The sequence below is a fragment of the Pedobacter sp. CAN_A7 genome (assembly GCF_015752175.1).
Classification (GTDB): Bacteria; Bacteroidota; Bacteroidia; order Sphingobacteriales; family Sphingobacteriaceae; genus Pedobacter.
Window position 1 is genome coordinate 175,133 of record NZ_JADOUW010000001.1, and the last position, 23,271, is coordinate 198,403.

Consider the following 23,271-nt stretch of genomic DNA (forward strand, 5'->3'; position numbering starts at 1 on the left):
ATGTTATGCTAATTTTTATTCCTAGAAATAAGCAAAAAATAAAAAGAGTACACCTATTTTAGTAGTCATCAACCTAACCCATCACATTATGGATCAGAAAATTATCAACCTGTACGATTCGTACACACACAGCCAGCTAAGCAGAAAAGAATTCATTAAAAAATTATCTATTTTAACTGGAGGCACAGCGATGGCCTTGACCATGTTGCCCTTGCTGGAGAATAATTATGCTGCTGCAGCATCGTTGGTAGACGACAGTCAGCTAGAGACCGAAACCATAACATATAAAGGAGTAAATGGCGAAATGAAAGGTTTTATGGCGAAACCTAAAAACGGCAAAAACTTAGGCACAGTACTGGTGATTCATGAAAATCGTGGGCTGAACCCGCATACCATTGACGTGACGAAACAGGTTGCTGCCGAAGGGTTTCTGGCATTAGGTTTAGATGCCTTATCGGTTACTGGCGGTACACCAGCAGATGAAGATAAAGCACGGGAAGAAATAGGTAAACTTGACCCTGCTGCCAATCTTCAAAACTTTATTCTGGGCCTGGATTATTTAAGGAAACGGAAAGATGGGAATGGTAAAGTGGGTTGCGTGGGATTTTGCTGGGGTGGGCGCATGGCGAACCTGCTAGCGGTAAACGACCCTAACTTACAGGCGGCTGTGGCTTATTATGGATCACAGGCAGAGGTAGCCGATGTTCCGAAAATTAAGGCATCGCTGATGTTGCATTATGCCGGTCTGGATGAACGGATCAATGCGGGAATTCCGGCTTATGAGGCCGCATTAAAACAAAGCAGTATTGATTACCAACTTTTTATCTATGAAGGTGTTAATCATGCATTTAACAACAATACATCACCCACAAGGTATAATGAAGCGGCTGCTAAGCTTGCCTGGGGTAGAACAATTGATTTATTTAAGACGAAATTAAAGTAAATCCGTCCTGGTTTGCAAATTCCTTTTAAATGTGCTATCATATGGCTTTACTGATAGAAGAAAAAGTATGTTTAGAAAACTAGTTGCTATAGAACCCTTGAGTTTAAACCCATCAGCAGAAGAAAAGCTGTATGACTTTGCAAAAGAGGTAGTTATTTATCGTGACATCCCAGCAAATGCGGAAGAAATGGCTTTTCGCATTGGTGATGCAGATGCGGTATTATTAAGTTATACCTCAAGTCTTGGTTCCGAAACATTAAGTAAATGCCAACAGGTGAAATATATTGGCATGTGCTGTTCTTTATATTCTGCAGAAAGTGCAAATGTGGATATCCATTACGCCAACGCACGTGGCATTACGGTTACAGGCATCCGGGATTATGGTGATGAAGGCGTTGTGGAATATGTGGTCAGCGAACTAGTACGCTGCTTGCATGGTTTTGGACGCGATACGGAAGGTAAGCCGGTGGCGCCATGGGATGGTGTGGCTAGAGAAATTACTGGATTAAAAGTTGGCATTGTAGGCCTGGGTGTATCTGGTGGTATGGTAGCTGATGCCTTAAATTTTTTTGGCGCTGATATCTCCTATTTCTCCCGCACCGAAAAACCGGGCGCCGCGGAAAAAGCTTACCACTTTTTGCCTTTAAAAGAGCTGCTTAAAAAAAATGAAGTGGTGATCACTTGTTTGAATAAAAACACGATCCTGTTGAAGGAAGAAGAATTTGCACAGCTGGGGAATCGTAAAATATTGTTTAATACCGGACTTTCGCCTGCATGGGAGGAAGCGCCTTTTGCTAAATGGATTGCCCAGGATAACCGCTGTTATTGCGACACCATCGGTGCTTTGGGTGGCAGCCAATTTTTAGGTCATCCGCATGTGCATTGCATGGAAATCTCGGTTGGCCGTACTCGCCAGGCCTTTGACCGCCTGAGCGAAAAAGTCCTGGCCAATATGGCGTCCTATCTTAAAACACAATAGGCGAAGTTATGTTGCGCAGCGTATTTACTACGCTCCAGCCGGCAATTTGTGCTGTTTTGCTATATACATCAATCACCGCATGGACCTGATCACTTTTAATCTCTATGCGGTGGTCATCGCCAACAAAATTAGGTGTTGAGGTCACTGATACTTTCATCTCTGTTGGTCCAACAGAAGCTAATGAGGCGGCCACGGCCACATTTACGCTGGTCGGGAATAGGGCAATGGCTTCTTTGGCATTACCTTCGAATACTTTTCGCTGCTCGGTTTGCAGGGATTCATCATAAATTGATGATTTCCTTAAAGATTGAGGCCCTTTTTCGGTGGAGAAAGAGGCACTGCAATTGCCCATTAAAGATACGGTACGTAATACATCAAATCCACCAATAGCACCAGAAACCAAATGGACGCGTGTTTGGTTTTCAAGCGCTACTTTTTTAACTTCTTCGTAAAAATCGGTATCTGCAAATACTCCAATAGAAAGGGTAACAATAGAAGATCCGTTTTTTAAAGCAGGCAATGCCAGTGACCGCATAGAATCAGGTGAAGCCATTTCCAGGATGTAATCTGGTTTAAGGGAGAGCAAATCTTCCAGGTTTTCACAAGGTGTACATAGATTACCTGGATTGGCATGTTGTACTTTTTCGGCAATAGCTTTTGCTTTGTCTATGCTGCGTGAGAAAGTTCCAATTAATTTATAATCAGGCAGTAAACCTGCAATTAAAGCGTCGGTAACCAGGGTGGCGAGTTTGCCACAGCCTACAATAGCCAATGTTTTTGTGCTCATTGTGACAACATAACGTTTTTTTTAGCAAATGCCAAGTTGAAAGGAGTATGGTCTATGAGGAGTTTGTTTTACATTTGTATTGCCGGTTTAGCTGAATAAAGCTTGTAAAGTGAATGCTGCCCGGTTAATTATAAAATACATATTCATGAAAGATCAATTAAATACTTTACTTGCCGGTTTAAAAGCCAATACCATTCCATTCTCTTCGGTAATTACATTTATTGAAACATACTATACTCACCAACCCACTGCCTTTAAAAATGGGGATACTTATAATGAAGCTACGCAAAATCAGGGTAGTGCAAAAGTTTTTGCTTTTGCGCAAATCAATAACCTGAATGCGGCAGAAACCCTTACGCTATTTGCCGAGCATTACCAGGCCGTATTAGCACAACCGGACGCAACAGATCACCAAAATATCAGGCAATTTATGTCAAATGGCTGGGATGGTATTCAGTTTGAAGGGACAGTGCTAACTGCTATTTCAGCCAATTAAACTATACTATTTAACCAGCAACCAACCAAAACCATGAAAGCCATTTTAATCAACGAATTCGGGGATGCCAATAAATTACACATCGCCACTGTAGAAATGCCTCCTTATGGCCATGACCAGCTACTAATAAAGGTAATAGCAGCAGGACTAAATCCTGTGGACGCCAAGATCCGTTCAGGGAAACATGTGTCCTGCAGTAGTTTGCAGCTACCAGCTGTTCTAGGAAAAGATATGTCTGGAATTATTGAGGCTATGGGTAAAAATGTGCAAGGTTTTGCTGTGGGGGATGAGGTTTTTGGTTGCATTTCCAATACTTACAGTGAATATGTAGTTACCCATCCGGATGCTGTGGTTAAAAAACCAGAAAATGTTTCTTTTGAAGAGGCAGCAGCGGTTTCTTTAGCTGGATTAACAGCTTACCAGGCTATTCATGAACATTTAAAGGTAAAGGCCGGTCAGCGGGTATTAATCCAGTCGGCAGCAGGGGGCGTCGGCCACTTAGCCTTACAATTCGCCAAGATAAGTGGTGCCTGGGTGAGTGGTACGGCTTCTGGTAAAAACCTGGATTTTTTAAAAGACTTAGGACTTGACCAGCCCATTGATTATATGGAGGAGAGATTTGAAACCATTGCCACTGACCTTGATGCTGTTATGGATACTATGGGAGGCGAAGTCCTCTATCGTTCAATTGCTTGTGTTAAACCTGGTGGAAGGGTGGTTTGTCTGCCATCCTTTACTAAAGATGATCCTAAAGCCATTGAACTGGCACGGGAGCGTGGAGTAGAGCTGATCTGGTTTATGATGACAGCTCATCAAGAAACATTGCAACAAATTGCAGGTATGCTAAAAGAGGGCCAGCTTAATGTGGAAGTTTCAAAAGTGTTCGCCATGGAAGAAGTTGTCCAAGCCCATCATTTGATAGAAACGCAAGGCGTTCGTGGAAAAGTGGTGATTAAAATAAGCTAAGCTGGTCACCCGCCATCGCTGCCTTCGACCGCTCTGTTAAGTCGACGAAATTAGAAAGTGATATACCCAGTAACCTGATTTTCTGATCTTCAGAAAAAGTGTTCGTTAACAATTGTTTGGCTGTAGTGCTGATGGTTTCCAGATCGCCAACAGGGAATGGGAAGGACCTGTTCCTTGTTATTTGCGTAAAATCATTGTATTTTACTTTCAATGTGATGGTGCGCCCTTTCAGGTTTTTTCTGGCTAAACGGTCGCAAACCAGTTCGGCTATACGGTCTAGTTCGTTTTCCAACTCTTCCATCGTAGATAGGTCATGCGCAAAGGTGTCTTCAGCGGCCAACGATTTTGTTTCCCTATGGGGCCGAACTTCACGGTGATCGATACCACGCACAATCTGGTAATAGAACCGGCCTGATTTTCCAAACCTCCAGGTTAGTTGTTGTTCCGTGAGGTTCTTAAGGTCGGCACCGTTATGTATGCCCATCGACTTCATTTTGGCGGCAGTTACTTTGCCCACGCCATGAAATTTTTCAACCGGTAGTTTTTCCATGAAAGCCTCAACGGCAGAGGGACCAATAAACTTTAATCCATCGGGTTTATTGATATCCGAAGCTATTTTTGCAACAAACTTATTGATTGATACGCCCGCAGAAGCTGTTAACTGCAGTTCATTCTTAATGGCTGTCCTTATTTGCGCTGCTATTTCAAGTGCTGAGCCAATGTTTAATTTATCATGAGTAACATCCAAATATGCTTCATCAAGGGACAAGGGTTCAACCAGATCAGTGTAGCGGTGAAAGATCTCCCGAATTTTTTGAGAAACCTCTTTATAAGCATCAAATCTGGGTCTGACAAATAAAGCTTGTGGACAACGTTGGTAGGCGGTTCTTGATGGCATGGCCGAGTGGATACCGTATTCGCGAGCTTCATAACTGGCTGCAGCAACCACACCCCGGCCTTCGGGCTGGCCACCAACAACCAAAGGTTTACCGCGGTATTCTGGGTGGTCCCGCTGCTCGACCGATGCATAAAATGCATCCATGTCAATATGAATGATTTTGCGGTTATTTAAAGTTTCGTCCGCCATAAAAATTTCCTTTCTCCTAAATGGCTATTGAAGTCAAAACTATGTTTTGTTACCAAATGTACCAATTACCTTCAAGTTGTTTGTCATTTACAAGTAGCCATCTTTATCTTCTGTACTGATAAAACAACAAGTAAAATATTTATCTTTAATTAAATAATACCCTGATGACAGCATTACAAAAGGTCTATCAACATCCCTTGTTAAAGCCTCAAGATCTTGAAATCATCTTTGAAGCGCATCATAAGTTTAATTTCCAAAAGGGAGATTTTCTGCTTAAAAAAGGGCAAGTGGCTAATGCCTATTATTGTGTGTCAAATGGCTTAATCAGGTCTTTTGTATACGATTATGATGGCCACGATATTACCACAGGATTTATAGGAATTAATGAGATTGCTATTGATGTAGCATCCTTGTTTCGCAGGATCCCCACGATCGAATATTTCCAGGCAGTAACCGATGGTGAATGTTATTCAATAGATTTAGAAACCTTTCAGGGGTTATACCATTCCATGAAAGGGCTAAATGAATGGGGCCGTGAATGGATGTCTGAAAGCTTATTTCAACTGAAACAGCGATCCATTTCTATGATTTCAGATTCGGCAAGTGAGCGCTATAAAAGTTTACAACGTCAGCATCCCCATATTCTACAACAAGCCCCATTAAAATTTATTGCCAGTTATCTAGGGATAACTGACACCTCCTTAAGCCGTATCAGAAAAGAACTGGTAAAAGATACATAGCCTGTGTTTCTTGTCATAAGGCAAGAGGATTGCTAACGAATTGATTTAATTTTGATTAGCAGAAATAAACTTAACAATCAAAACTTAGATCATATGGAAAGAATGCAGTTTAAAACAGACATCCAGGCAGACGTCGCCAAAGTTTATCAGACCATGCTGGAAAATGAAGGATACCGTCAATGGACAAGTGTTTTTAATCCTACTTCGGATTTCGAAGGCAGTTGGAATAAAGGCGAAAAAATTTCTTTTGTTGGCACCAATAAAGAAGGTAAAAAAGAGGGGATGGTGGGCTTGATTAAAGAGCATATCCCTCAAGAATTTGTTTCTATAGAATACATTGCCATGGTGGATGGGGATAAGGAAGTGAAAGATGGCCCCCATGTAGAAGATTGGATAGGGGCCTATGAAAACTATACGTTTACAGGTGATAATGGCCAATCTACAGTAACTGTTGAAGTAGATGTGAACGAGCAGATGGTTGATTATTTTAAAACGACTTATCCAAAAGCTTTAAAAAAGCTGAAGGAAATTTGTGAGGCATAAAGGCTTTAAAGTTTATAAACACCTTAATTAAATTTTATGAAACAATTAATCACCGGAATACTTCTATTTGTTGCCGTTGGCCATACTTTCGCACAGCGGAAGGCTACAACGGATACCTTAGCAGCAACCTCTGTAAATGGAAAAGAATTTATGGTTAGCTACTATCAGCAAACATTTGATGCATTGAAGAAAAGTATAGATGGCCTGAGTGCAGCGCAACTGCAATTTAAACCTGCAGACGACAAGTGGTCCATTAGTCAATGCCTTGACCATATTTTACTCACCGAAAAAGCCCTTTTTGATTATGCTAAACAAGGTATGGAAAAGGCAGCTAATCCAGAACGGAAGAAAGACGTGAAGGTCAAAGATGAGGAGTTGATCAAAGGGATGAACGACAGGACTTCGAAAGCCAAAGCACCAGAAAACATCGTGGGGAAAGGCACTTATACTCAGCCGGCTACTGCCCTTGCTGATTTGCAAAAAAGCAGGGAGACTATATTAACTTACCTTAACCAATTTTCAGTCGATGATATGCGCAACCGCGTCAACGATTCTTATTTCGGGCCTGTTGATGCTTACCACGGTTTTTTATACATTGCTGCACATACATCCAGGCATACGGCACAAATTGAAGAAATTAAAGCAGACCCTAATTTCCCAAAGTAATGAAAAATACAGTTTATCCTTGCCTTTGGTTTGATAACCAGGCAGAAGAAGCCGCGGCATTCTATACAGATACCTTTCTAAACGCCAAAATTAAAGCAAGTAACCCAGTAGTTGTTACCCTTGATATCAATGGCAAACAGTTTATCTTATTAAATGGTGGCCCAGCTTATAAACCCAATCCATCGATCTCCTTTTTTAACGTTTGTGAATCAGCACAAGAAGTGGAGCAGCGCTGGAATAAACTTAGTGAGGGAGGAAAGGTGATGATGCCACTCGATGTTTATCCATGGAGTGATAAATATGGCTGGGTACAGGATAAATATGGAATTTCCTGGCAGCTGGCATTAGGCAAACCTGAGGAAAAAGCTGATTTATTCCCATCCTTGTTATTTACAGGTGAGCAAAATGGACAAGCAGAAAATGCAATCAATTTTTACACCTCTCTATTTAAAAACTCTGCTATTGAAGTGATAGCCAGGTATGAGCCTGGCGACAACGATATAGAAGGCCACATAAAATACGGCGAGGTTTTCCTCGATGGTAGCCGCATGGCGGTCATGGAAAGCGCAATGGAGCATGATTTCGCTTTTAACGAAGGGCTCAGCCTGGTGGTGGAGTGTGATACTCAGGAGGAAATAGATTTTTATTGGCTTAACTTAACCGAAGACGGTATGGAAGGACGCTGTGGCTGGTGTCGAGATGCTTTCGGTGTATGGTGGCAAATAGTACCTTCCATTTTAGTTCCGCTGATGAGCGACCCAGATAAGGCGATCAAGGTTACAGAAGCTTTTTTGCAAATGACAAAGTTTGATATCGAAGCCATTAAACAAGCTGCTGCATAAAAAATACCTGCGATAAAGAGAGGTTTATAAAACTATATCGCAGGTATTTAACTAAAAACAGTATTATTTATTTAACACGTTCAACATATTCTCCTGTGCGGGTATCAACTTTAACCTTATCACCCTGGTGTACAAACAAAGGAACTTTAATCTCTACGCCAATTTCAGTTGTTGCATATTTTTGTGCTCCTGATGAAGTATCGCCTTTAACAGCGGGCTCCGCGTAAGTGATTTCTAACTCCACAAAATTTGGAGCCTGTGCCATAATTGGTTCTTCGCTTTCGAAAGAAACAATCACATCCATACCTTCTTTTAAAAATTTTGCAGAAGTGCCGAATAATGCCTTAGCTACATTGAACTGGTCAAAAGTAACATTGTCCATTACGACAAAGTAGTCGCCTTCTTCGTATAAATATTGGAAGTCATTTGTTTCCACACGGCAAATTTCTACTTGCTCATCAGTTGCTAAACGAGCTTCTACAATTTTACCAGTTTTAATGTTACGGAATTTACCTAAGTAGAAAGCTCCACCTTTACCAGGTGTACGATGTATGATTTCTAAAACGATTACCAGTTCATTGTTAAATCGTAATGTATTACCAACTTTAATTTCTGATGCCTTTGCCATAAAGAATTTAATTGTAAAAAATTTGCACAAAGATATATGCTTTTTTGACTATTTATAATTGAAAGTGATAAGTAATGCTTATTGGTGTCTTTGAGGTGTTTTTTGTCGCAATACCCCCTAATGATGTCGCTTTCAAGCCTCATCCTTAGCCTAACATCCCGTATCTTTAATTAGCGTTTAAAGGCAAATGCAAGTTGGTAAAGCATCCTGAATTTACTGGCAATTGCAGCTGCTTTTAATTATAAATACTAGTCAGATTAAATGAAAGGTTATGAAAACTAAAGATTTAATGGAATTCTCCATAGGGATATTAAATGTTACCTTGACATTTAATAAATATATCTCTAGCTTAGGCCTATGGTAAGGAACAATCGTCGTCGTTTTTATGGTATTTTAGTCTTGCTTCTCCCAATAGTTGGCACGCAGGCACAAACAGGGAAATTGCAAGCTTTTCCTTTAGCCTCGGTCAAGCTATTAAATGGCCCTTTTCTGCAGGCACAACAAACTGATAAAAAATATATGCTGGCCATGGATCCGGATCGCCTATTGGCACCTTTCCAAAGAGAATCAGGACTGGAACCAAAAAACACAAGTTACGGCAATTGGGAAAACACAGGTCTGGATGGTCATATCGGGGGCCATTACTTGTCTGCCTTAGCTAATATGTATGCCGCTACTGGCGATGCCAATGTGAAAGCAAGGTTAACATATATGCTCAATGAGCTGGAAAAATGCCAGCTGGCTAATGGTGATGGTTATATTGGAGGGGTGCCAGGTGGCAAGGCCATTTGGAAAGATATTGCTGCAGGTAAAATAAAGGCGGCTAGCTTTTCGCTCAATGATAAATGGGTGCCGCTGTATAACATTCATAAAACTTATGCCGGACTTATCGATGCTTATCGACATACGGGTAATGAAAAGGCTAAAAGTATGTTGCTTAAATTTGCCGAATGGGCTTACCACTTAACAGCAGGTCTTTCAGACCAGCAGATCCAGGAATTATTACTAAGTGAATATGGTGGTTTAAATGAAGTTTTTGCTGATGTGGCGGAGATTTCCGGTGAGGAGCGTTACCTCAAGTTGTCACGTCAGTTTTCACAGCGCTTGATTTTAGATCCGCTGTTAAAGCAAAAGGACGTGTTAACGGGCATGCATGCCAATACACAAATACCTAAGGTGATTGGCTATATGCGGGTAGCTGAACTTACTGGTGATTCGGACTGGGCTGGTGCTGCTGATTTTTTTTGGAATACGGTGGTGAATAAAAGAACCGTATCTATAGGTGGGAACAGTGTCCGTGAACATTTTCATCCAGTCGACAATTTCTCTTCCATGATGGAATCGCGGGAAGGACCTGAAACCTGTAATTCCTATAACATGCTGAAACTAAGTAAACAGCTGTTCCTAAACCACCATACAGCTCCATATATGGATTATTATGAGCGTACGGTGTATAATCATATTCTTTCTTCACAACATCCAGACGGTGGTTTTGTCTATTTCACCCCCATGCGTCCAGGCCATTACCGGGTGTATTCTCAGCCACATGAAGGCTTCTGGTGCTGTGTAGGTTCAGGGTTGGAAAATCATGGTAAATATGGAGAGCTGATTTATGCGCATCAGGATAAATCATTGTATGTTAATTTATTTATGGCTTCTGAGTTAACTTGGAAGGAGCAGGGATTAAAACTTGTTCAGCATACCACTTTCCCGGAAAGTGAACATTCAAGCCTTACGTTAACGCTCGATAAACCTGCAAAATTTACCATTCATTTTAGGTATCCGAGCTGGGTAGCTCCTGAGAAAATGAAGCTTAGCATTAATGGCAAAGAGCAGCAGCTAATTAAAGATTCAGCTTCGTATGTCAGTATAAAACGACAATGGAAAAACGGCGACCGGATCAACATTACCCTGCCAATGCATACCCAGGCAGAATTTTTGCCGGATCAGAGTGATTGGGTGTCATTTGTGCACGGGCCAATGGTGTTGGCCGCTGCCACAGATAACAACGATATGACTGGTTTAAAAGCTGACGGCAGCAGGATGGGGCATATTGCTTCTGGCCCTCTAATGTCATTAGACGAGGCTCCTTTAATTGTGTCTTCTAAAGCTGCGCTGGTCAAAGGCCTAATAAAATCAAAGAAAGGACCGCTAACTTTTAAGGCACCATCCCTTATTCATCAGCAGAAATATAAGGACCTCGATTTAGTGCCATTTTATAAACTTCATGATACCAGGTACACCATTTACTGGCCGTATACCAGCCCGGATCGATTAGATGGCTTATTAAGCGCAGTGAAAAAAAGAGAAATAGCTGCTGCGGCACTGGAAGCGCAAACCGTCGATCAGGTCAATACGGGTCAACAACAACCTGAATCAGATCATCAATTTAAAAGTGAAAACGCTGAAAACGGCTTATTCATGGAGCGGCATTTCCGTACCGGAAAAGGGTGGTTTAGTTATGTGCTTCGAAACCCTAAAGGCTTAGCTAAAAAACTCAGGTTAACTTATTTTGGTGCGGAGAAAGATAGAAATTTTGATATTTTTATCAATAATATCCTCATTAGCCATGTTGAATTAGACGGCACCAAAGGTCGGGATTTTGTAGATGTAGACTATCAGCTTCCAGCGGGGATAAATGCAAAGGAATTGGAGGTGAAATTTGTAGCCAAAGAAAAATCAGCTATTGCCAATATTTTTGAAGTGAGGTTAATGAAGTAAAAAAAATGTGTTCAGAAAATCACGACTAAATATGAAACCACCATCAAGCAGCCCCAGGTCTGGCCAAACAAAATTGTTCAGTGCAGCAGTAATTGTCGCATCCCTGGGTTATTTTGTAGACATTTACGACCTCTTGCTGTTTAGCATTGTACGGGTATCAAGTTTGCAGTCTTTGGGTTTAAATCCACAACAGGTTACCGATAGCGGATTGTTATTGTTAAATATTCAAATGATAGGCTTGTTGTTAGGTGGTATCTTTTGGGGTACACTTGGCGATAAAAAAGGCCGTTTGTCGGTGCTCTTTGGTTCCATTTTTCTCTATTCCCTGGCTAATATTGCAAATGGCTTTGTCACTTCTGTGGAAGCCTATGCGTTGTGGCGTTTTATTGCCGGTTTTGGCTTGGCAGGTGAACTTGGCGCGGGCATTACGCTGGTCGCAGAATTGATGCCTCGAGAAAAACGCGGTTATGCCACAACGGTAGTGGCTACGGTAGGCGTAAGTGGGGCAGTAGCTGCATTTTTTATTGCGCAATATTTTGACTGGCGTACATCTTATTTTATTGGTGGAGGTTTGGGACTTTCCTTATTGTTTCTCCGGATAGGTGTTGCGGAATCCGGGCTATTTGGAAGGGCCACACAAACTGATGTAAAAAGAGGTGATTTCTTCTATTTATTTGCGGATAAAAAACGGCTTTACAAATACATTAACTGTATTGTAATTGGTGTTCCCTTGTGGTTTGTAGTGGGTATTCTCATCACGTTGTCGCCAGAATTTGGCAGGGCACTTGGTGTTAAAGGGGTGGTTGATGCCGGCGTTGCCGTAGCATGCTGTTATGCGGGACTTGTACTTGGTGATATCGCCAGCGGTTTATTAAGTCAGTACCTTAAAAGCCGCATCAAGGTAGTTTACACTTATTTAGTGTTGTCATCTATAGCCATTACGGCTTATTTTATGATGCAGAATGTGGAGATTTTTACCTTTTATGTTGTCTGCACATTTCTCGGATTTACGGTAGGGTACTGGGTGATTTTTATGACCATTGCAACGGAACAATTTGGAACTAATATCCGCGCAACAGTAACCACAACAGTGCCTAATTTTGTAAGAGGGGCAGTAGTGCCCCTCTCGATCCTTACACAATTGTTGAAAAATCTATTTGATGGAAATATTGTATACGCAGGTATTGTTGTTGCCATCGTGAGTATATTGGTTGCTTTTCTTGCCCTCCGCAAAATGGACGAGACTTTTTCCAAAGACCTCGATTATACCGAATAAGCTGTTTTAGTAATGTCCACGGATTTGATCCTTGATTTTGGAGTCATATAATTCTCTCAGTGCTTTGTGAGTTTCATTTGAAAGCGGGTCTAATGGAGACGCTTCTACGTTACTTTGCACATGATTCACTTTTGACGCTCCCGGGATCACGGTTGTTACTTCCGGATGATCAAGAATCCACCGAATAGACCATTGTGCCATCCTTTCATCAGGAAGTAAGGTTTTTATGGCGGTACTCAACTTTATACCTTCCTTAAATTCAATACCCGAAAACGTTTCTCCGGCATTAAACTGGTCGCCGTTTGCATTGAAATTTCGGTGATCATTATTAGCAAAACTGGTATCTTCTTTAAATTTACCACTTAACAAACCACTGGCCAGGGGCACGCGGATAATTAATGCCACACCTTTCTCTTTTGCTTTGGCGAATATTTCATCAGCCACATGTTGACGAAACAGGTTGAATATCATTTGTAACGATGCCAGACCTTCCTGTTTCAAACATATAAGCGCTTCTTCACTTGTTTCCACACTCGCACCAAAATGTTTAATCAGTCCTTCGCTTTGTAAACGCCTCAAATGGTCAAAGACTTCTCCCGAACGCAGTTCTTCAGTGGGGATGCAGTGTAATTGTTGCAAAAATAATTGCTTCAAACCTAAGTGTTGCAAGGATTCTTCGGTTTGCTTTTTCATGGCTTCATAACTGAAGTTCTGTGGCCAGCCATTTTCATGGTCGCCGCGCCGACCTAGTTTCGTTGCCACATGTATTTCATGTCCGGCAGTTTTAAGGAACTTGCCAATTAGCTGTTCGCTCACACCCATGCCGTAAACATCAGCCGTATCAATAAAATTACCACCTGCATCAACGTAAGCTTGCAAAATGTTCAGTGCAGCATCTTGATCAACTGTTCCCCAATCAGCACTCCCTAACTGCCATGTTCCTAATCCAACTTCTGCAATGTTTGTATCTCTAAAGGGTCTAAAATTCATGTAAATGTATTTATGGTAATATGATTTTATTTAATATAACAATTTGCCAGGCATTTGTTTGATTGTGAATTGTAGAAATAATCTTGTAACGAAACAAACCCAACTAAATTATTTACATCCCAATATCTGTGTGGCGCCAATCTATATTTTTTGAAACACCTATATTCGATAAACCAAATATTTATATCATAATGACCAAGATTCGAAAACAAACTAAATTTACCAGCGCCTTACCCTTCGTTTTTATGCTATTATTTGCAGTATCAAGCCTACCCGCTATGACACAGTCTACAAAATATCAGGAGCGGGTAGATGTACTGGTCGACAATATTGACCAGCACTTTAAAGCCGGGATAACAGGTTTATATTACGAGACAGCCGATCGTGTTCAAAAAGACAATCCACATTCCTGGTTATGGCCACTTTGTGCGTTGCTGCAGGCCAGTCATGAAGTTGATGTGGTGATGCCTGGTAAAAAACACATGGAACCGGTGGTGAAAGCCATTGACCAATATTATAGTCCGGTTGTACCTGTAGCTTACCAGGATTATGTAACTGCAGAACGGAAAAGTTCGCGGTTTTACGACGATAACCAGTGGATTGCCATTACCTATCTGGATGCTTACCAGCGTAATCCCGATCCTAAATACCTACAGGCATCGGTAATGATACACGATTTCATGATGACCGGTTTGGATACTGTAGCTGGTGGAGGACTTTACTGGAAGGAGGGTGAGTTGGATAGCAAAAACACCTGTTCAAATGGCCCGGCAATTTTAATCGCTCTGCAGCTTTATAAAGTAACTAAAGAAAAAAAATACCTGGAAACTGCCATGTCCGTGTATAACTGGACGAATAAAACTTTGCAGGCCCCGAATGGATTGTTCTATGACGCAATTAAAATTCCTTCCTTAAAAATTGACCAAACTTTTTTTACTTATAATGCTGGTAGTATGATGCAGGCTAATGCTTTATTGTATAATATAACTAAGGATAAGAAATATTTATTGGAAGCTCAACGCATTGCAACAGCGGCAAAGACACATTTCTTTAAAAATAATCGCTTGCCTAAAGACTATTGGTTTAATGCGGTGCTGTTAAGGGGATGCCAGGAGCTTTATAGCATTGATAAAAACTGGGGCTGGATCGACTTCTTTGTCACAGATGCTGATGCCATTTGGGCACAACGAGACGCGCAAAATTTCTTAAAGGATGGTCAGCATAAGGCACTAATTGATCAGGCTGGCATGCTGGAAATATATGCACGATTGGCTCAACTGGTAAAATAAAATTATAATGCTTTAAACTCTCCAACTTGCTCAAGTTTCTGTTATTAAACTGGAAGCGTAACTTTGGAATAATTTAAAGACATCATCATGGACAGGTTGACAAACATATTTAAACAATCTACCTTTAAAAAAGGGATTGTAGTACCGAGTCTGATTTTTATACTTTCCATAACGTTTCTATCCAGCTTCTTTCCTGGGCAGACTGCCTATTATTTAGGGATAGTACAGGAATGGATATTTATTAACCTCAACTGGGTATACGTTTGGTCAGTAACCATATTTGTAATATTTCTGTTGTTTCTATTGTTTAGTAAGTTTGGATCCATCCGACTGGGCGAGTATGATGCTGACCCGGAGTACTCTTTTTTTTCGTGGATATCTATGCTCTTTGCCGCAGGAATGGGTATTGGACTGATGTATTTTGGTGTAGCAGAACCCATGGCACATTTTTCAGATCCTACCTTCGCCGGTATTGAAGAGACTCAACGTGCAAGGAATGCCCAGCTTTTTACTTTTTTTCACTGGGGTATTCATGCCTGGGCAATTTATGGCGTGGTAGGTTTGTCGCTTGCTTATTTTGCCTATCGCTTTCGCTTACCACTTTCACTCCGCAGTTGCTTTTATCCGATTTTAAAAAATAAGATCAATGGTCCGGCGGGCGATGTGATTGATACATTCGCCTTATGCAGTACTTTTTTTGGTATAACAACAACCCTGGGTTTCGGCGTAGTACAACTAACAGCTGGACTTGTTGAATTAGGGTTGATAGCTGGCACCGGCTTCGGTTACCAGGTGGGTATTGTTGCAGTGGTCATGACCGTTGCCATCTTATCAGCCACTTCCGGGGTAAACAAAGGAGTGAAACTGCTCAGTCAGATTAATATCGTCTCGGCAATACTGCTAATGGCGTTTATTCTTATTTTTGGACCAACAATCTATCTTTTAGGTACCTTTTCTGAAGGAATTGGATACTATATCACCAGCTTCTTTACCTTAACATTTAATACGCATGCCTATGACCCGGCAAGTCAGCCGTGGTATTTCAGTTGGACAATTTTATACTGGGCTTGGTGGATTTCCTGGTCGCCATTTGTAGGACTGTTTATTGCTAAAATATCCCGTGGACGCACTATTCGCGAATTTATCGGCGCCGTACTGGTCATCCCAACTATCTTTAACTTTATTTGGATGACGATTTTTGGTAATAGTGCCATTTGGGTGGACAGAAATATCGGAAATAAAGTGTTAAGTAGTATTGCTAACAACACCGATGAACTGCTGTTCCGGTTCCTGGATTATTTTCCCGTCTCTGGAGTAACCAGTTCACTTGCCATATTTATCATTGTCGTTTTCTTTATCACGTCTGCCGATTCAGGTATTTATGTAATGAATAGCATAGCAACAAATAATGCTGCAAAGTCGCCTAAATGGCAACTGATCTTTTGGGGCGTCTTGTTATCAATTTTAGCGCTGGTATTGCTCAATGCCGGCGGGCTTCAGGCACTTCAAACACTAACCCTGATTACGGCTTTACCCTTCTCCATCATCATGTGTTTATTCTGTTACAGCCTCATCAAGGGTTTGGTTTTAGATCATAATTATTACGCCAGGGGTTATTCTCCTGCAGCAAACAACTGGTCGGGAGAATTTTGGAAAGAGCGGCTTCAACACATCCTTTCTTATAAAAACCGTCCTGCAGTGGAAAAATTTCTACAGCAATGGGTTCGCCCGGCTTTAGAAGACCTTGCTGAAGAATTCAATAATAAGGGCATTACAGCAGTCGTGCAAATTAATGAAAAACCAATGGAGGTGCAACTGACTATCAAACATGATGTTATTGAGGATTTCACTTATGGGGTGAGGTGTCAATCGAAATTGATTTCTGATTTTTTAGTGAATGAAGAGAATATTCCAGGGGTTGATATTAATAAAACATATATTCCCAAGACTTATTTTGGTGACAACAGAATGGGTTATAACATTGAATATTTTAATAAAAATGAGATTATTGCCGATGCGCTTAAACAATATGAGCGTTTTGTAGAACTGTCATCAGAGGTGAAAAATGAAATGTTCATTGACAATACTTTGAAAGACACGCCATAATATGTATGGTAAGTTTAGTTGTCATATTTTTCACTGGTCATTAATAGCTAGTTTTTTAATGACATGGTTTTAATTTATTGTATGAAGAAGAATGTGTAATGGTGATGTTACCCGTAAATTATTCTTAACTTAAAACAAAATAATGGGGGCGGCGGTTGTCAATTTACCTCACCCCAAACAGCTGAATGGTTATGTCGAAAAAAGATACTCATCAAAAAGATGCAGAGGTAAATCAAGCAGCTGGTAATGGCCGGCGTGATTTCCTCAGGCAGTCAACACTAATTACAGCCCTCAGTCTATCCCCAGGCGTGTTGCTTAAAGCAGCAGAGGCTAATATTGACGATAAGTTTGCCGCTTATTTTGAAAAAATCCCCCTTTCCATAGAAGTGAATGGATTGAAACACAACTTATCTGTGGAACCACGGGTAACTCTATTAGATCTCGTTAGGGAACAACTGGCTCTTACCGGAACAAAAAAAGGATGTGACCACGGGCAATGTGGCGCTTGTACTGTCCACGTGGATGGTCAAAGGGTATTGTCATGCCTAACCCTAGCGGTCGCACAACAGGATAAAAAGATAACCACAATTGAGGGTGTATCTAATGGCAAAAATCTACATCCATTACAGGAAGCTTTTATTAAACATGATGGCTTTCAATGTGGTTATTGTACCCCTGGACAAGTAATGTCGGGTATCGCCTGTATCAAAGAAGGGCATGCGAACACTGACGACGATATCAGGGAATACATGAGTGGAAACATTTGTCGTTGTGGGGCTTATCATAATATTGTTAAAGCCATTGCTGAGGTAAATAAAGAGGGGCTACAACCATGAAAAATTTCCAATATGTAAGGGCGTCCACGCCCGAATCTGCAATTACCGCGGTGACTAAAGACGGTACTGCCCAGTTTCTTGCTGGTGGCACCAATTTAGTAGACCTGATGAAAAAAGGGGTTGCTGCACCCGATAAACTCATAGACATTACCGGGCTTGATATAAAGAAAATTGAGGAACGTCAGGGGACTTTACACATTGGCGCCATGGCGCTGAATAGTGTCGTCGCTGCTGATGCCCTAGTTAAAAAGCAACAACCATTATTAGCCTTGGCTTTGTTAAAGGGCGCCTCCCAGCAAATCAGAAATATGGCAACCGTTGGCGGCAATATGCTGCAGCGTACGCGTTGTCCGTATTTCTATAACACTGATTTACCTTGTAACAAAAGAGAACCGGGAACAGGCTGTGGGGCCTTAAAAGGCTTCAACCGTATGCACGCTATCTTTGGTGCTTCAGAAAGTTGTATTGCTGTCCATCCTAGCGATATGTGTATCGCTTTGGTGGCTCTCGATGCCACCGTGGTGGTAAAAGGTTTAAAAGGTGAACGTCGTATTCCTTTTGCCGACTTTCATCGACTGCCGGGTGATCAACCACAACTTGACCATACCCTTGCTCGCGGTGAAATGATCATGGGGCTGGAAATTCCTGCTAATCAATTTGGTTCGCATGTGCATTACTTGAAGGTACGCGACCGTGCATCTTATGCTTTTGCGCTAATATCGGTTGCTGCCGCCATCAGAATAGATGGTAATACCATCGCTGATGTACGCTTAGCGATGGGTGGGGTGGCACATAAACCTTGGCGATTAACAGCAGCCGAACAATTCCTTAAAGGCAAAGCCGCGACAGAAGGTAATTTTCGTGAAGCCGCAAAACTAGCCATGAGCAATGCCACAGGCTACGGACACAATAATTTTAAGTTAAAACTTGCACCCAACAGCATTGTAGAAGCCTTAACAAAGGCTGCTGCAGCTTCATAATTAATAATCTCATGGGTAAATCACAATCCATTAACCGGGTAGATGGTATAGCGAAGGTAACCGGTACCGCAACATATGCTGCTGAATATCAAAGCAAAGGTATGGTCTATGGTTTTCTGGTTGGCAGTACCATTGCTAAAGGCCGAATAAAAACCATCGATATCAAAAAAGCAGAATGGGCTCCTGGCGTCATTGCTGTTTTGACCTATTTAAATGCACCTAAAATTCCTGGCTATCAAACTGGCAAGGATCCTGCAAAACCTCCTACCACTGGTCAGCCACTCCGTATTTTTTATGATAATGAGATCTTATATTATGATCAGCCCATTGCTATGGTGATAGCTGATACGTTTGAAAGAGGTCGTCATGCTGCCATGCTTATTAAAGCAACATACACCAAAGCGGCACACCAAACTAACCTGGAATCGCATTTGGAGGAAGCAAAAACGCCGACTGGTCCAAGGTTTGAAGATTATACCAGGGGAGAAGCAGATGCTTATAAAAAAGGCATTGTAACGATAGCGCAGGAATATGTGCAACCCATAGAAGTGCATAATCCCATGGAACTAGGAAGTATTATTGCCAGTTGGCAAGGCGAAGATCAATTGACTGTATACACCAAAACACAAGGTGTGGAGTCTACCAGGCGCTCACTTGTAGATGCCTTTAAACTTACTCCTGAGAAAGTGACTGTGCACGCAGAATATGTTGGCGGTGCATTTGGCATGGCACTACGTACCTGGCCTTATGAAATTGCGGCGGTATTGGGCGCTAAAAAAGTAGGACGACCATTAAAACTTGTTTTACACCGGGAACAGATGTTTACTAATGTGGGTTCAAGGCCAATCACCATACAAAAAATGGGACTCGGTGCCACACGTGACGGGAAGTTAACCGGATTAACACACGAAGCGATAGCACAAACCTCCACTTATGAGGACTTTACTGAAGCGACTGTTAACATTTCACGGTTTTTATACGCATGCCCGAATGTAACTACCCGATATAAACTGGTGGAACTTAATACCTGTACCCCAATTTGGATGCGTGGCCCTGGAGAGGCGACAGGTGCTTTTGCCCTTGAAAGTGCGATGGACGAAATGGCCCATGCTTTAAAAATGGATCCCCTTGAGTTTCGTTTAGTTAACCATGCAGATCAGGACCCCGAAAAGAACATTCCTTGGTCCAGCAAATACCTGAAGGAATGTTATGAAATGGGTGCAGACCATATTGGCTGGAAAAACCGTAAAATGGAACCTGGCACTTTGAAGGAAGGCGACTGGCTAACCGGTTATGGAATGGGCACAGGTTCATTTGGTGCCTTTAGAAATTCGACATCAGTAAAAGCAAAACTTCTTGCCAATGGCAGATTAGTGCTTGAGTGTTCCGTAAACGATATGGGACCTGGTACGGCAACGATGATGACCGCCATTGCCGCCAAGGAAATGGATTTGTCGACAGATAAAATTACCATAAAGATGGGAAGCACGGGGTTACCACCGGGCCCAACACAAGGTGGTTCTGCTACAACTTCATCTGTAGGCTCGGCAGTAGTAGAAGCATGCGCGGCTTTAAAAGCAAAACAGGGGACGTTAGAAAAAGGCACAGAACTGGAGGTAACCGTTACTTCAAAGGGTGGCGATGAGATGAAGAAATATTCAATGTATTCCTTTTCTGTTCACTTTGTGAAGTTGCAGGTACACCCGGAAACGGGGATGATCAGGCTTAACCATGTGGTTTCTTGTGCTGATGCAGGTACAATCATCAATGAAAAAACGGCTGCCGGTCAGATGAGTGGTGGTGCAGTAGGTGGTATAGGTATGGCCATGATGGAAGACCTGGTTATTGACCATCGTTTTGGGCGACCAATTAACAATAATTTGGCTGACTACCATGTTCCGGTAAATGCGGATATCCCAAAGATGGAGGTGTTTTTCGTGAACAAAAAAGATCCTTATACAAACCCTATGGGTTCAAAAGGCTTAGGAGAGATTTCTCTGGTTGGAATGGCACCGGCAATTGCCAATGCCGTATTTAATGCAACCGGAAAACGTATTAGGACTTTACCCATTACACCAGATAAATTGATTTAAAATTATCGCATAATCAGCTACTCATCAAATATCCAGTTTACTCATTGAGCAAAACGTCAAAGTGGATGGGTAGCTGGTTAATTCTTTTCCCTGTGGCATGATAGATCGCATTGGCAATGGCAGGAGGCATGCCCACAATTCCAATTTCCCCAATGCCTTTAGTGCCCATTTCATTCACCACATCATCATGTTCTGTAACAAAGATCACGTCCAGGTCATGTATATCGGCATGCACTGGAATGTGGTATTCTGCTAGGTTTTGATTCATATATTTTCCCAAGCCATGGTCACTGATGGTTTCTTCTCTTAAAGTTTTACTGATTCCCCAAATCATTCCACCTAACAGCTGACTCCTCGCCGTTTTCGGATTAATGATGTTGCCTGCAGCCACAGCAGTTACAGCACGAGTCACATTGATTACCCCTAATTCCTCATCGACCTCCACTTCAACAAATACAGCACTGTGCGTTGCACTCGAATATTTTCTTGTTTTTAGTGGGTTTGGTACTGATGTATTTTTACTTTTAATGACTTTACCTTTGTTGGCGGCAATGATCTCGTGGAAGGACACCCTGGCGGTGGTGTTTTTTCTGAGCACGATAGCGCCGTCCTTAAAAACGACTTCCTTAATATCTGCTCCTGCCAATGGCGATTTATCCATGTTTTTTGCCACTTTTAATAACTTCTTCCCTAGCTCCATACAGGTCTTCTTTACTGCAGAGCCCACCGTAGATACCGTAAAGGAACCACCTTGTATAGGTGCGAAAGGCATTTTGCTGTCTCCGTACGAAAACGTTACTTCTGAAACCGGCAGGCCGAGTTCATCGGCCGCTATTTGTGTCATCACGGTTAATGTTCCAGTACCAATGTCAGTCACAGCACTGTTCACTAGAAGTTTGCCTTCAGGTGTCATCACAGCTTCTGCGCGGGCGAGCAGCCTGTTTACCTCCCAGATACCGGTGGCCATGCCATAACCTACAAGTTTGCTGCCGCGACGCATGCTCCGGGGTTCCGGACTTCGCTTCGCCCAGCCGAATTTTGCTGCACCCTGTCGGTAACACTCCAGTAATTCCTTGCTGGAATAAGGTTTATCTACCGTGCCATCAATTTCCGTGTAATTGAGCAAGCGTAGTTCCAGCGGATCTAGGCCTAGTTTATACGACAGGTCGTCCATGGTGCTTTCTATGGCATGTATACCAGTGCTGCCTCCCGGTGCGCGCATATCAAGGGGGGTGAATACATCCAGCGGAACTAACTTATGCTCCAGGTTGGTATGTTCTGCAGGGTACAATTTGCTTGCCCAGTTCACCACTACTTCTGTATAATCTTCAAACCTCGATGTTTCTGAAAAAGCCTGGTGCGCCATAGCATTGACTTTACCATTACGATGAGCACCGAATCTGGTATATTGTAGCGTAGGTGGACGGTGTCCGAAGGAAAACATTTGTTGGCGGTCGAGCGTTACCCGCACGTGGCGTTTAAGCTGTAATGCCGCCATCACGGATAGAAAAAGTTGGTATTGTGGTCGTAGTCCAGATCCGAAGGCACCACCCACATAGGTAGAGATCACCCTCACATTTTTAAACCGTAGTCCGAAAACATTGCCAACATAGAGTTGCGAATTAACTGTGCCCTGGGTTTTATCATAAATGGTCACTTTACCTTCCCCTTCAAATACGGTGGTGGTCGTAAATAACTCTAAAGGGTTGTGGTGTTCGGTGCCGTGTTTAAACTCACCTTCTGATTGCGCATATGACTTCTTAAATTCCTTCTCAAAATTACCCTTGTCCTTTGGAGGCAGAGGTTTCAGTAAGGTGGCTAAGCTCACTTTAGGGCCGCGTGCCTTGTCGAGGTTGGCCTGCAGGTCGGTTGCAAAAATTTCTTCCACATATTCTACCATCACCAGGCTTGCTGCATAACGGGCAAGTTCAAAGGATTCGGCAACCACTAAACCAATCGGCTGACCATTGTATTTGATCTCCTCATCAGCTAGCGGCTTAAACACCATTCCGGGAGGAGCATCCATATCTGCATATTGTATGTCAAACCTGGCGGTTGATGGTCGGTTTTCATGCGTAAACACTTCCACGACTCCAGAAAGTGCTTTAGCTTGTTCTGTATAGATTGCCGTTATTTTACCTTTAGTAATGGTGCTGTTGATGACATAACCATACAGTAAATCAGGCACGTTATATTCGCCGGCAAATTTCGCTGCACCGGTAACTTTCTGGTAACCTTCCAACCGGCTGATCGGTTGTCCTATTGATGCTTTAGCGGCCATAAAGAGTGATTTAACATTATAA

20 protein-coding genes are annotated in these 23,271 nt (G+C 42.1%); 15 read left to right on the top strand and 5 right to left on the bottom strand.

The genetic code is table 11. The features are described 5' to 3' along the window. Window positions 1-88 precede the first annotated feature (88 nt). Window positions 89-943 (top strand): dienelactone hydrolase family protein, encoded by an 855-nt coding sequence (locus IWX76_RS00750; protein WP_196857951.1) that lies wholly within the window; start codon window positions 89-91, stop codon window positions 941-943. 67 nt (window positions 944-1,010) lie between these two features. Continuing rightward, on the top strand, window positions 1,011-1,922 hold the full coding sequence (locus IWX76_RS00755) for an NAD(P)-dependent oxidoreductase (RefSeq protein ID WP_196857952.1): 912 nt from the start codon (window positions 1,011-1,013) through the stop codon (window positions 1,920-1,922). On the opposite strand, the gene IWX76_RS00760 is transcribed toward IWX76_RS00755, so the two are convergent. Then, window positions 1,909-2,709 (bottom strand): aspartate dehydrogenase domain-containing protein, encoded by an 801-nt coding sequence (locus IWX76_RS00760; protein ID WP_196857953.1) that lies wholly within the window; start codon window positions 2,707-2,709, stop codon window positions 1,909-1,911. The two genes, IWX76_RS00755 and IWX76_RS00760, sit on opposite strands and share 14 nt — an antisense overlap. Before the next feature lie 145 nt (window positions 2,710-2,854). On the opposite strand from IWX76_RS00760, the gene IWX76_RS00765 reads away from it, so the two are divergent. Beyond that, window positions 2,855-3,205: a HopJ type III effector protein gene (locus tag IWX76_RS00765; protein WP_196857954.1), complete on the top strand. Its 351-nt coding sequence runs from the start codon at window positions 2,855-2,857 to the stop codon at window positions 3,203-3,205. Between the two features lie 33 nt (window positions 3,206-3,238). Continuing rightward, window positions 3,239-4,171 (top strand): NADP-dependent oxidoreductase, encoded by a 933-nt coding sequence (locus IWX76_RS00770; protein WP_196857955.1) that lies wholly within the window; start codon window positions 3,239-3,241, stop codon window positions 4,169-4,171. Here the strand turns inward: IWX76_RS00770 and dinB are convergent. After that, entirely contained in the window at window positions 4,158-5,258 is a 1,101-nt protein-coding gene (gene dinB / locus IWX76_RS00775) for a DNA polymerase IV (protein ID WP_196857956.1), read from the bottom strand. The genes IWX76_RS00770 and dinB overlap by 14 nt on opposite strands. A 164-nt stretch (window positions 5,259-5,422) precedes the next feature. On the opposite strand from dinB, the gene IWX76_RS00780 reads away from it, so the two are divergent. The 4 genes from IWX76_RS00780 (at window position 5,423) to IWX76_RS00795 (ending at window position 8,049) form a co-directional block, all read left to right on the top strand. Further along, on the top strand, window positions 5,423-5,998 hold the full coding sequence (locus IWX76_RS00780; RefSeq protein WP_196857957.1) for a Crp/Fnr family transcriptional regulator: 576 nt from the start codon (window positions 5,423-5,425) through the stop codon (window positions 5,996-5,998). Between the two features lie 93 nt (window positions 5,999-6,091). Then, a complete protein-coding gene (locus tag IWX76_RS00785; protein ID WP_196857958.1) occupies window positions 6,092-6,541 on the top strand; it encodes an SRPBCC family protein in 450 nt (149 codons plus the stop codon). Between the two features lie 36 nt (window positions 6,542-6,577). Further along, the gene (locus IWX76_RS00790; RefSeq protein WP_196857959.1) at window positions 6,578-7,207 is read left to right on the top strand and encodes a DinB family protein; all 630 of its coding nucleotides are present in this window, start codon (window positions 6,578-6,580) and stop codon (window positions 7,205-7,207) included. Then, window positions 7,207-8,049 (top strand): VOC family protein, encoded by an 843-nt coding sequence (locus IWX76_RS00795; protein WP_196857960.1) that lies wholly within the window; start codon window positions 7,207-7,209, stop codon window positions 8,047-8,049. Before IWX76_RS00790 ends, IWX76_RS00795 begins: the two co-directional genes overlap by 1 nt. A gap of 67 nt (window positions 8,050-8,116) precedes the next feature. On the opposite strand, the gene efp is transcribed toward IWX76_RS00795, so the two are convergent. Then, complete coding sequence (gene efp, locus IWX76_RS00800; RefSeq protein ID WP_196857961.1) at window positions 8,117-8,677, bottom strand: elongation factor P; 561 nt, start codon at window positions 8,675-8,677, stop codon at window positions 8,117-8,119. 357 nt (window positions 8,678-9,034) lie between these two features. On the opposite strand from efp, the gene IWX76_RS00805 reads away from it, so the two are divergent. Both IWX76_RS00805 and IWX76_RS00810 read left to right on the top strand, forming a co-directional pair. Then, the gene (locus IWX76_RS00805; RefSeq protein WP_196857962.1) at window positions 9,035-11,398 is read left to right on the top strand and encodes a beta-L-arabinofuranosidase domain-containing protein; all 2,364 of its coding nucleotides are present in this window, start codon (window positions 9,035-9,037) and stop codon (window positions 11,396-11,398) included. A 31-nt stretch (window positions 11,399-11,429) separates the two neighbouring features. Next, complete coding sequence (locus tag IWX76_RS00810) at window positions 11,430-12,674, top strand: MFS transporter (RefSeq protein ID WP_196857963.1); 1,245 nt, start codon at window positions 11,430-11,432, stop codon at window positions 12,672-12,674. A 6-nt stretch (window positions 12,675-12,680) separates the two neighbouring features. On the opposite strand, the gene IWX76_RS00815 is transcribed toward IWX76_RS00810, so the two are convergent. After that, window positions 12,681-13,664 carry an aldo/keto reductase gene (locus IWX76_RS00815; protein ID WP_196857964.1) on the bottom strand — a complete coding sequence of 328 codons (984 nt, stop codon included), beginning with the start codon at window positions 13,662-13,664 and terminating at the stop codon, window positions 12,681-12,683. 278 nt (window positions 13,665-13,942) lie between these two features. Between IWX76_RS00815 and IWX76_RS00820 the strand changes: the two genes are divergently transcribed. The 5 genes from IWX76_RS00820 (at window position 13,943) to IWX76_RS00840 (ending at window position 20,968) form a co-directional block, all read left to right on the top strand. Next, on the top strand, window positions 13,943-14,953 hold the full coding sequence (locus IWX76_RS00820) for a glycoside hydrolase family 76 protein (protein ID WP_196857965.1): 1,011 nt from the start codon (window positions 13,943-13,945) through the stop codon (window positions 14,951-14,953). Between the two features lie 87 nt (window positions 14,954-15,040). Continuing rightward, on the top strand, window positions 15,041-17,059 hold the full coding sequence (locus tag IWX76_RS00825) for a BCCT family transporter (protein WP_196857966.1): 2,019 nt from the start codon (window positions 15,041-15,043) through the stop codon (window positions 17,057-17,059). Between the two features lie 191 nt (window positions 17,060-17,250). After that, on the top strand, window positions 17,251-17,895 hold the full coding sequence (locus tag IWX76_RS00830; RefSeq protein WP_196857967.1) for a (2Fe-2S)-binding protein: 645 nt from the start codon (window positions 17,251-17,253) through the stop codon (window positions 17,893-17,895). Then, entirely contained in the window at window positions 17,892-18,875 is a 984-nt protein-coding gene (locus IWX76_RS00835; protein ID WP_196857968.1) for an FAD binding domain-containing protein, read from the top strand. The genes IWX76_RS00830 and IWX76_RS00835 overlap by 4 nt, the downstream gene beginning before the upstream one ends. Window positions 18,876-18,886: 11 nt before the next feature. Then, window positions 18,887-20,968, top strand: a complete 2,082-nt coding sequence (locus IWX76_RS00840) for a xanthine dehydrogenase family protein molybdopterin-binding subunit (RefSeq protein WP_196857969.1) — start codon at window positions 18,887-18,889, stop codon at window positions 20,966-20,968. 37 nt (window positions 20,969-21,005) lie between these two features. On the opposite strand, the gene IWX76_RS00845 is transcribed toward IWX76_RS00840, so the two are convergent. Continuing rightward, window positions 21,006-23,249, bottom strand: coding sequence for a xanthine dehydrogenase family protein molybdopterin-binding subunit (locus IWX76_RS00845; protein WP_196857970.1), 2,244 nt, complete (start codon window positions 23,247-23,249; stop codon window positions 21,006-21,008). Window positions 23,250-23,271: the final 22 nt, after the last annotated feature.

Bases quoted from the DNA above. Each gene is read 5' to 3' on its own strand.
- IWX76_RS00750 (WP_196857951.1), top strand. From the start codon at position 89: ATGGATCAGAAAATTATCAACCTGTACGATTCGTACACACACAGCCAG.
- IWX76_RS00755 (WP_196857952.1), top strand. From the start codon at position 1,011: ATGTTTAGAAAACTAGTTGCTATAGAACCCTTGAGTTTAAACCCATCA.
- IWX76_RS00760 (WP_196857953.1), bottom strand. From the start codon at position 2,709: ATGAGCACAAAAACATTGGCTATTGTAGGCTGTGGCAAACTCGCCACC.
- IWX76_RS00765 (WP_196857954.1), top strand. From the start codon at position 2,855: ATGAAAGATCAATTAAATACTTTACTTGCCGGTTTAAAAGCCAATACC.
- IWX76_RS00770 (WP_196857955.1), top strand. From the start codon at position 3,239: ATGAAAGCCATTTTAATCAACGAATTCGGGGATGCCAATAAATTACAC.
- dinB (WP_196857956.1), bottom strand. From the start codon at position 5,258: ATGGCGGACGAAACTTTAAATAACCGCAAAATCATTCATATTGACATG.
- IWX76_RS00780 (WP_196857957.1), top strand. From the start codon at position 5,423: ATGACAGCATTACAAAAGGTCTATCAACATCCCTTGTTAAAGCCTCAA.
- IWX76_RS00785 (WP_196857958.1), top strand. From the start codon at position 6,092: ATGGAAAGAATGCAGTTTAAAACAGACATCCAGGCAGACGTCGCCAAA.
- IWX76_RS00790 (WP_196857959.1), top strand. From the start codon at position 6,578: ATGAAACAATTAATCACCGGAATACTTCTATTTGTTGCCGTTGGCCAT.
- IWX76_RS00795 (WP_196857960.1), top strand. From the start codon at position 7,207: ATGAAAAATACAGTTTATCCTTGCCTTTGGTTTGATAACCAGGCAGAA.
- efp (WP_196857961.1), bottom strand. From the start codon at position 8,677: ATGGCAAAGGCATCAGAAATTAAAGTTGGTAATACATTACGATTTAAC.
- IWX76_RS00805 (WP_196857962.1), top strand. From the start codon at position 9,035: ATGGTAAGGAACAATCGTCGTCGTTTTTATGGTATTTTAGTCTTGCTT.
- IWX76_RS00810 (WP_196857963.1), top strand. From the start codon at position 11,430: ATGAAACCACCATCAAGCAGCCCCAGGTCTGGCCAAACAAAATTGTTC.
- IWX76_RS00815 (WP_196857964.1), bottom strand. From the start codon at position 13,664: ATGAATTTTAGACCCTTTAGAGATACAAACATTGCAGAAGTTGGATTA.
- IWX76_RS00820 (WP_196857965.1), top strand. From the start codon at position 13,943: ATGACACAGTCTACAAAATATCAGGAGCGGGTAGATGTACTGGTCGAC.
- IWX76_RS00825 (WP_196857966.1), top strand. From the start codon at position 15,041: ATGGACAGGTTGACAAACATATTTAAACAATCTACCTTTAAAAAAGGG.
- IWX76_RS00830 (WP_196857967.1), top strand. From the start codon at position 17,251: ATGTCGAAAAAAGATACTCATCAAAAAGATGCAGAGGTAAATCAAGCA.
- IWX76_RS00835 (WP_196857968.1), top strand. From the start codon at position 17,892: ATGAAAAATTTCCAATATGTAAGGGCGTCCACGCCCGAATCTGCAATT.
- IWX76_RS00840 (WP_196857969.1), top strand. From the start codon at position 18,887: ATGGGTAAATCACAATCCATTAACCGGGTAGATGGTATAGCGAAGGTA.
- IWX76_RS00845 (WP_196857970.1), bottom strand. From the start codon at position 23,249: ATGGCCGCTAAAGCATCAATAGGACAACCGATCAGCCGGTTGGAAGGT.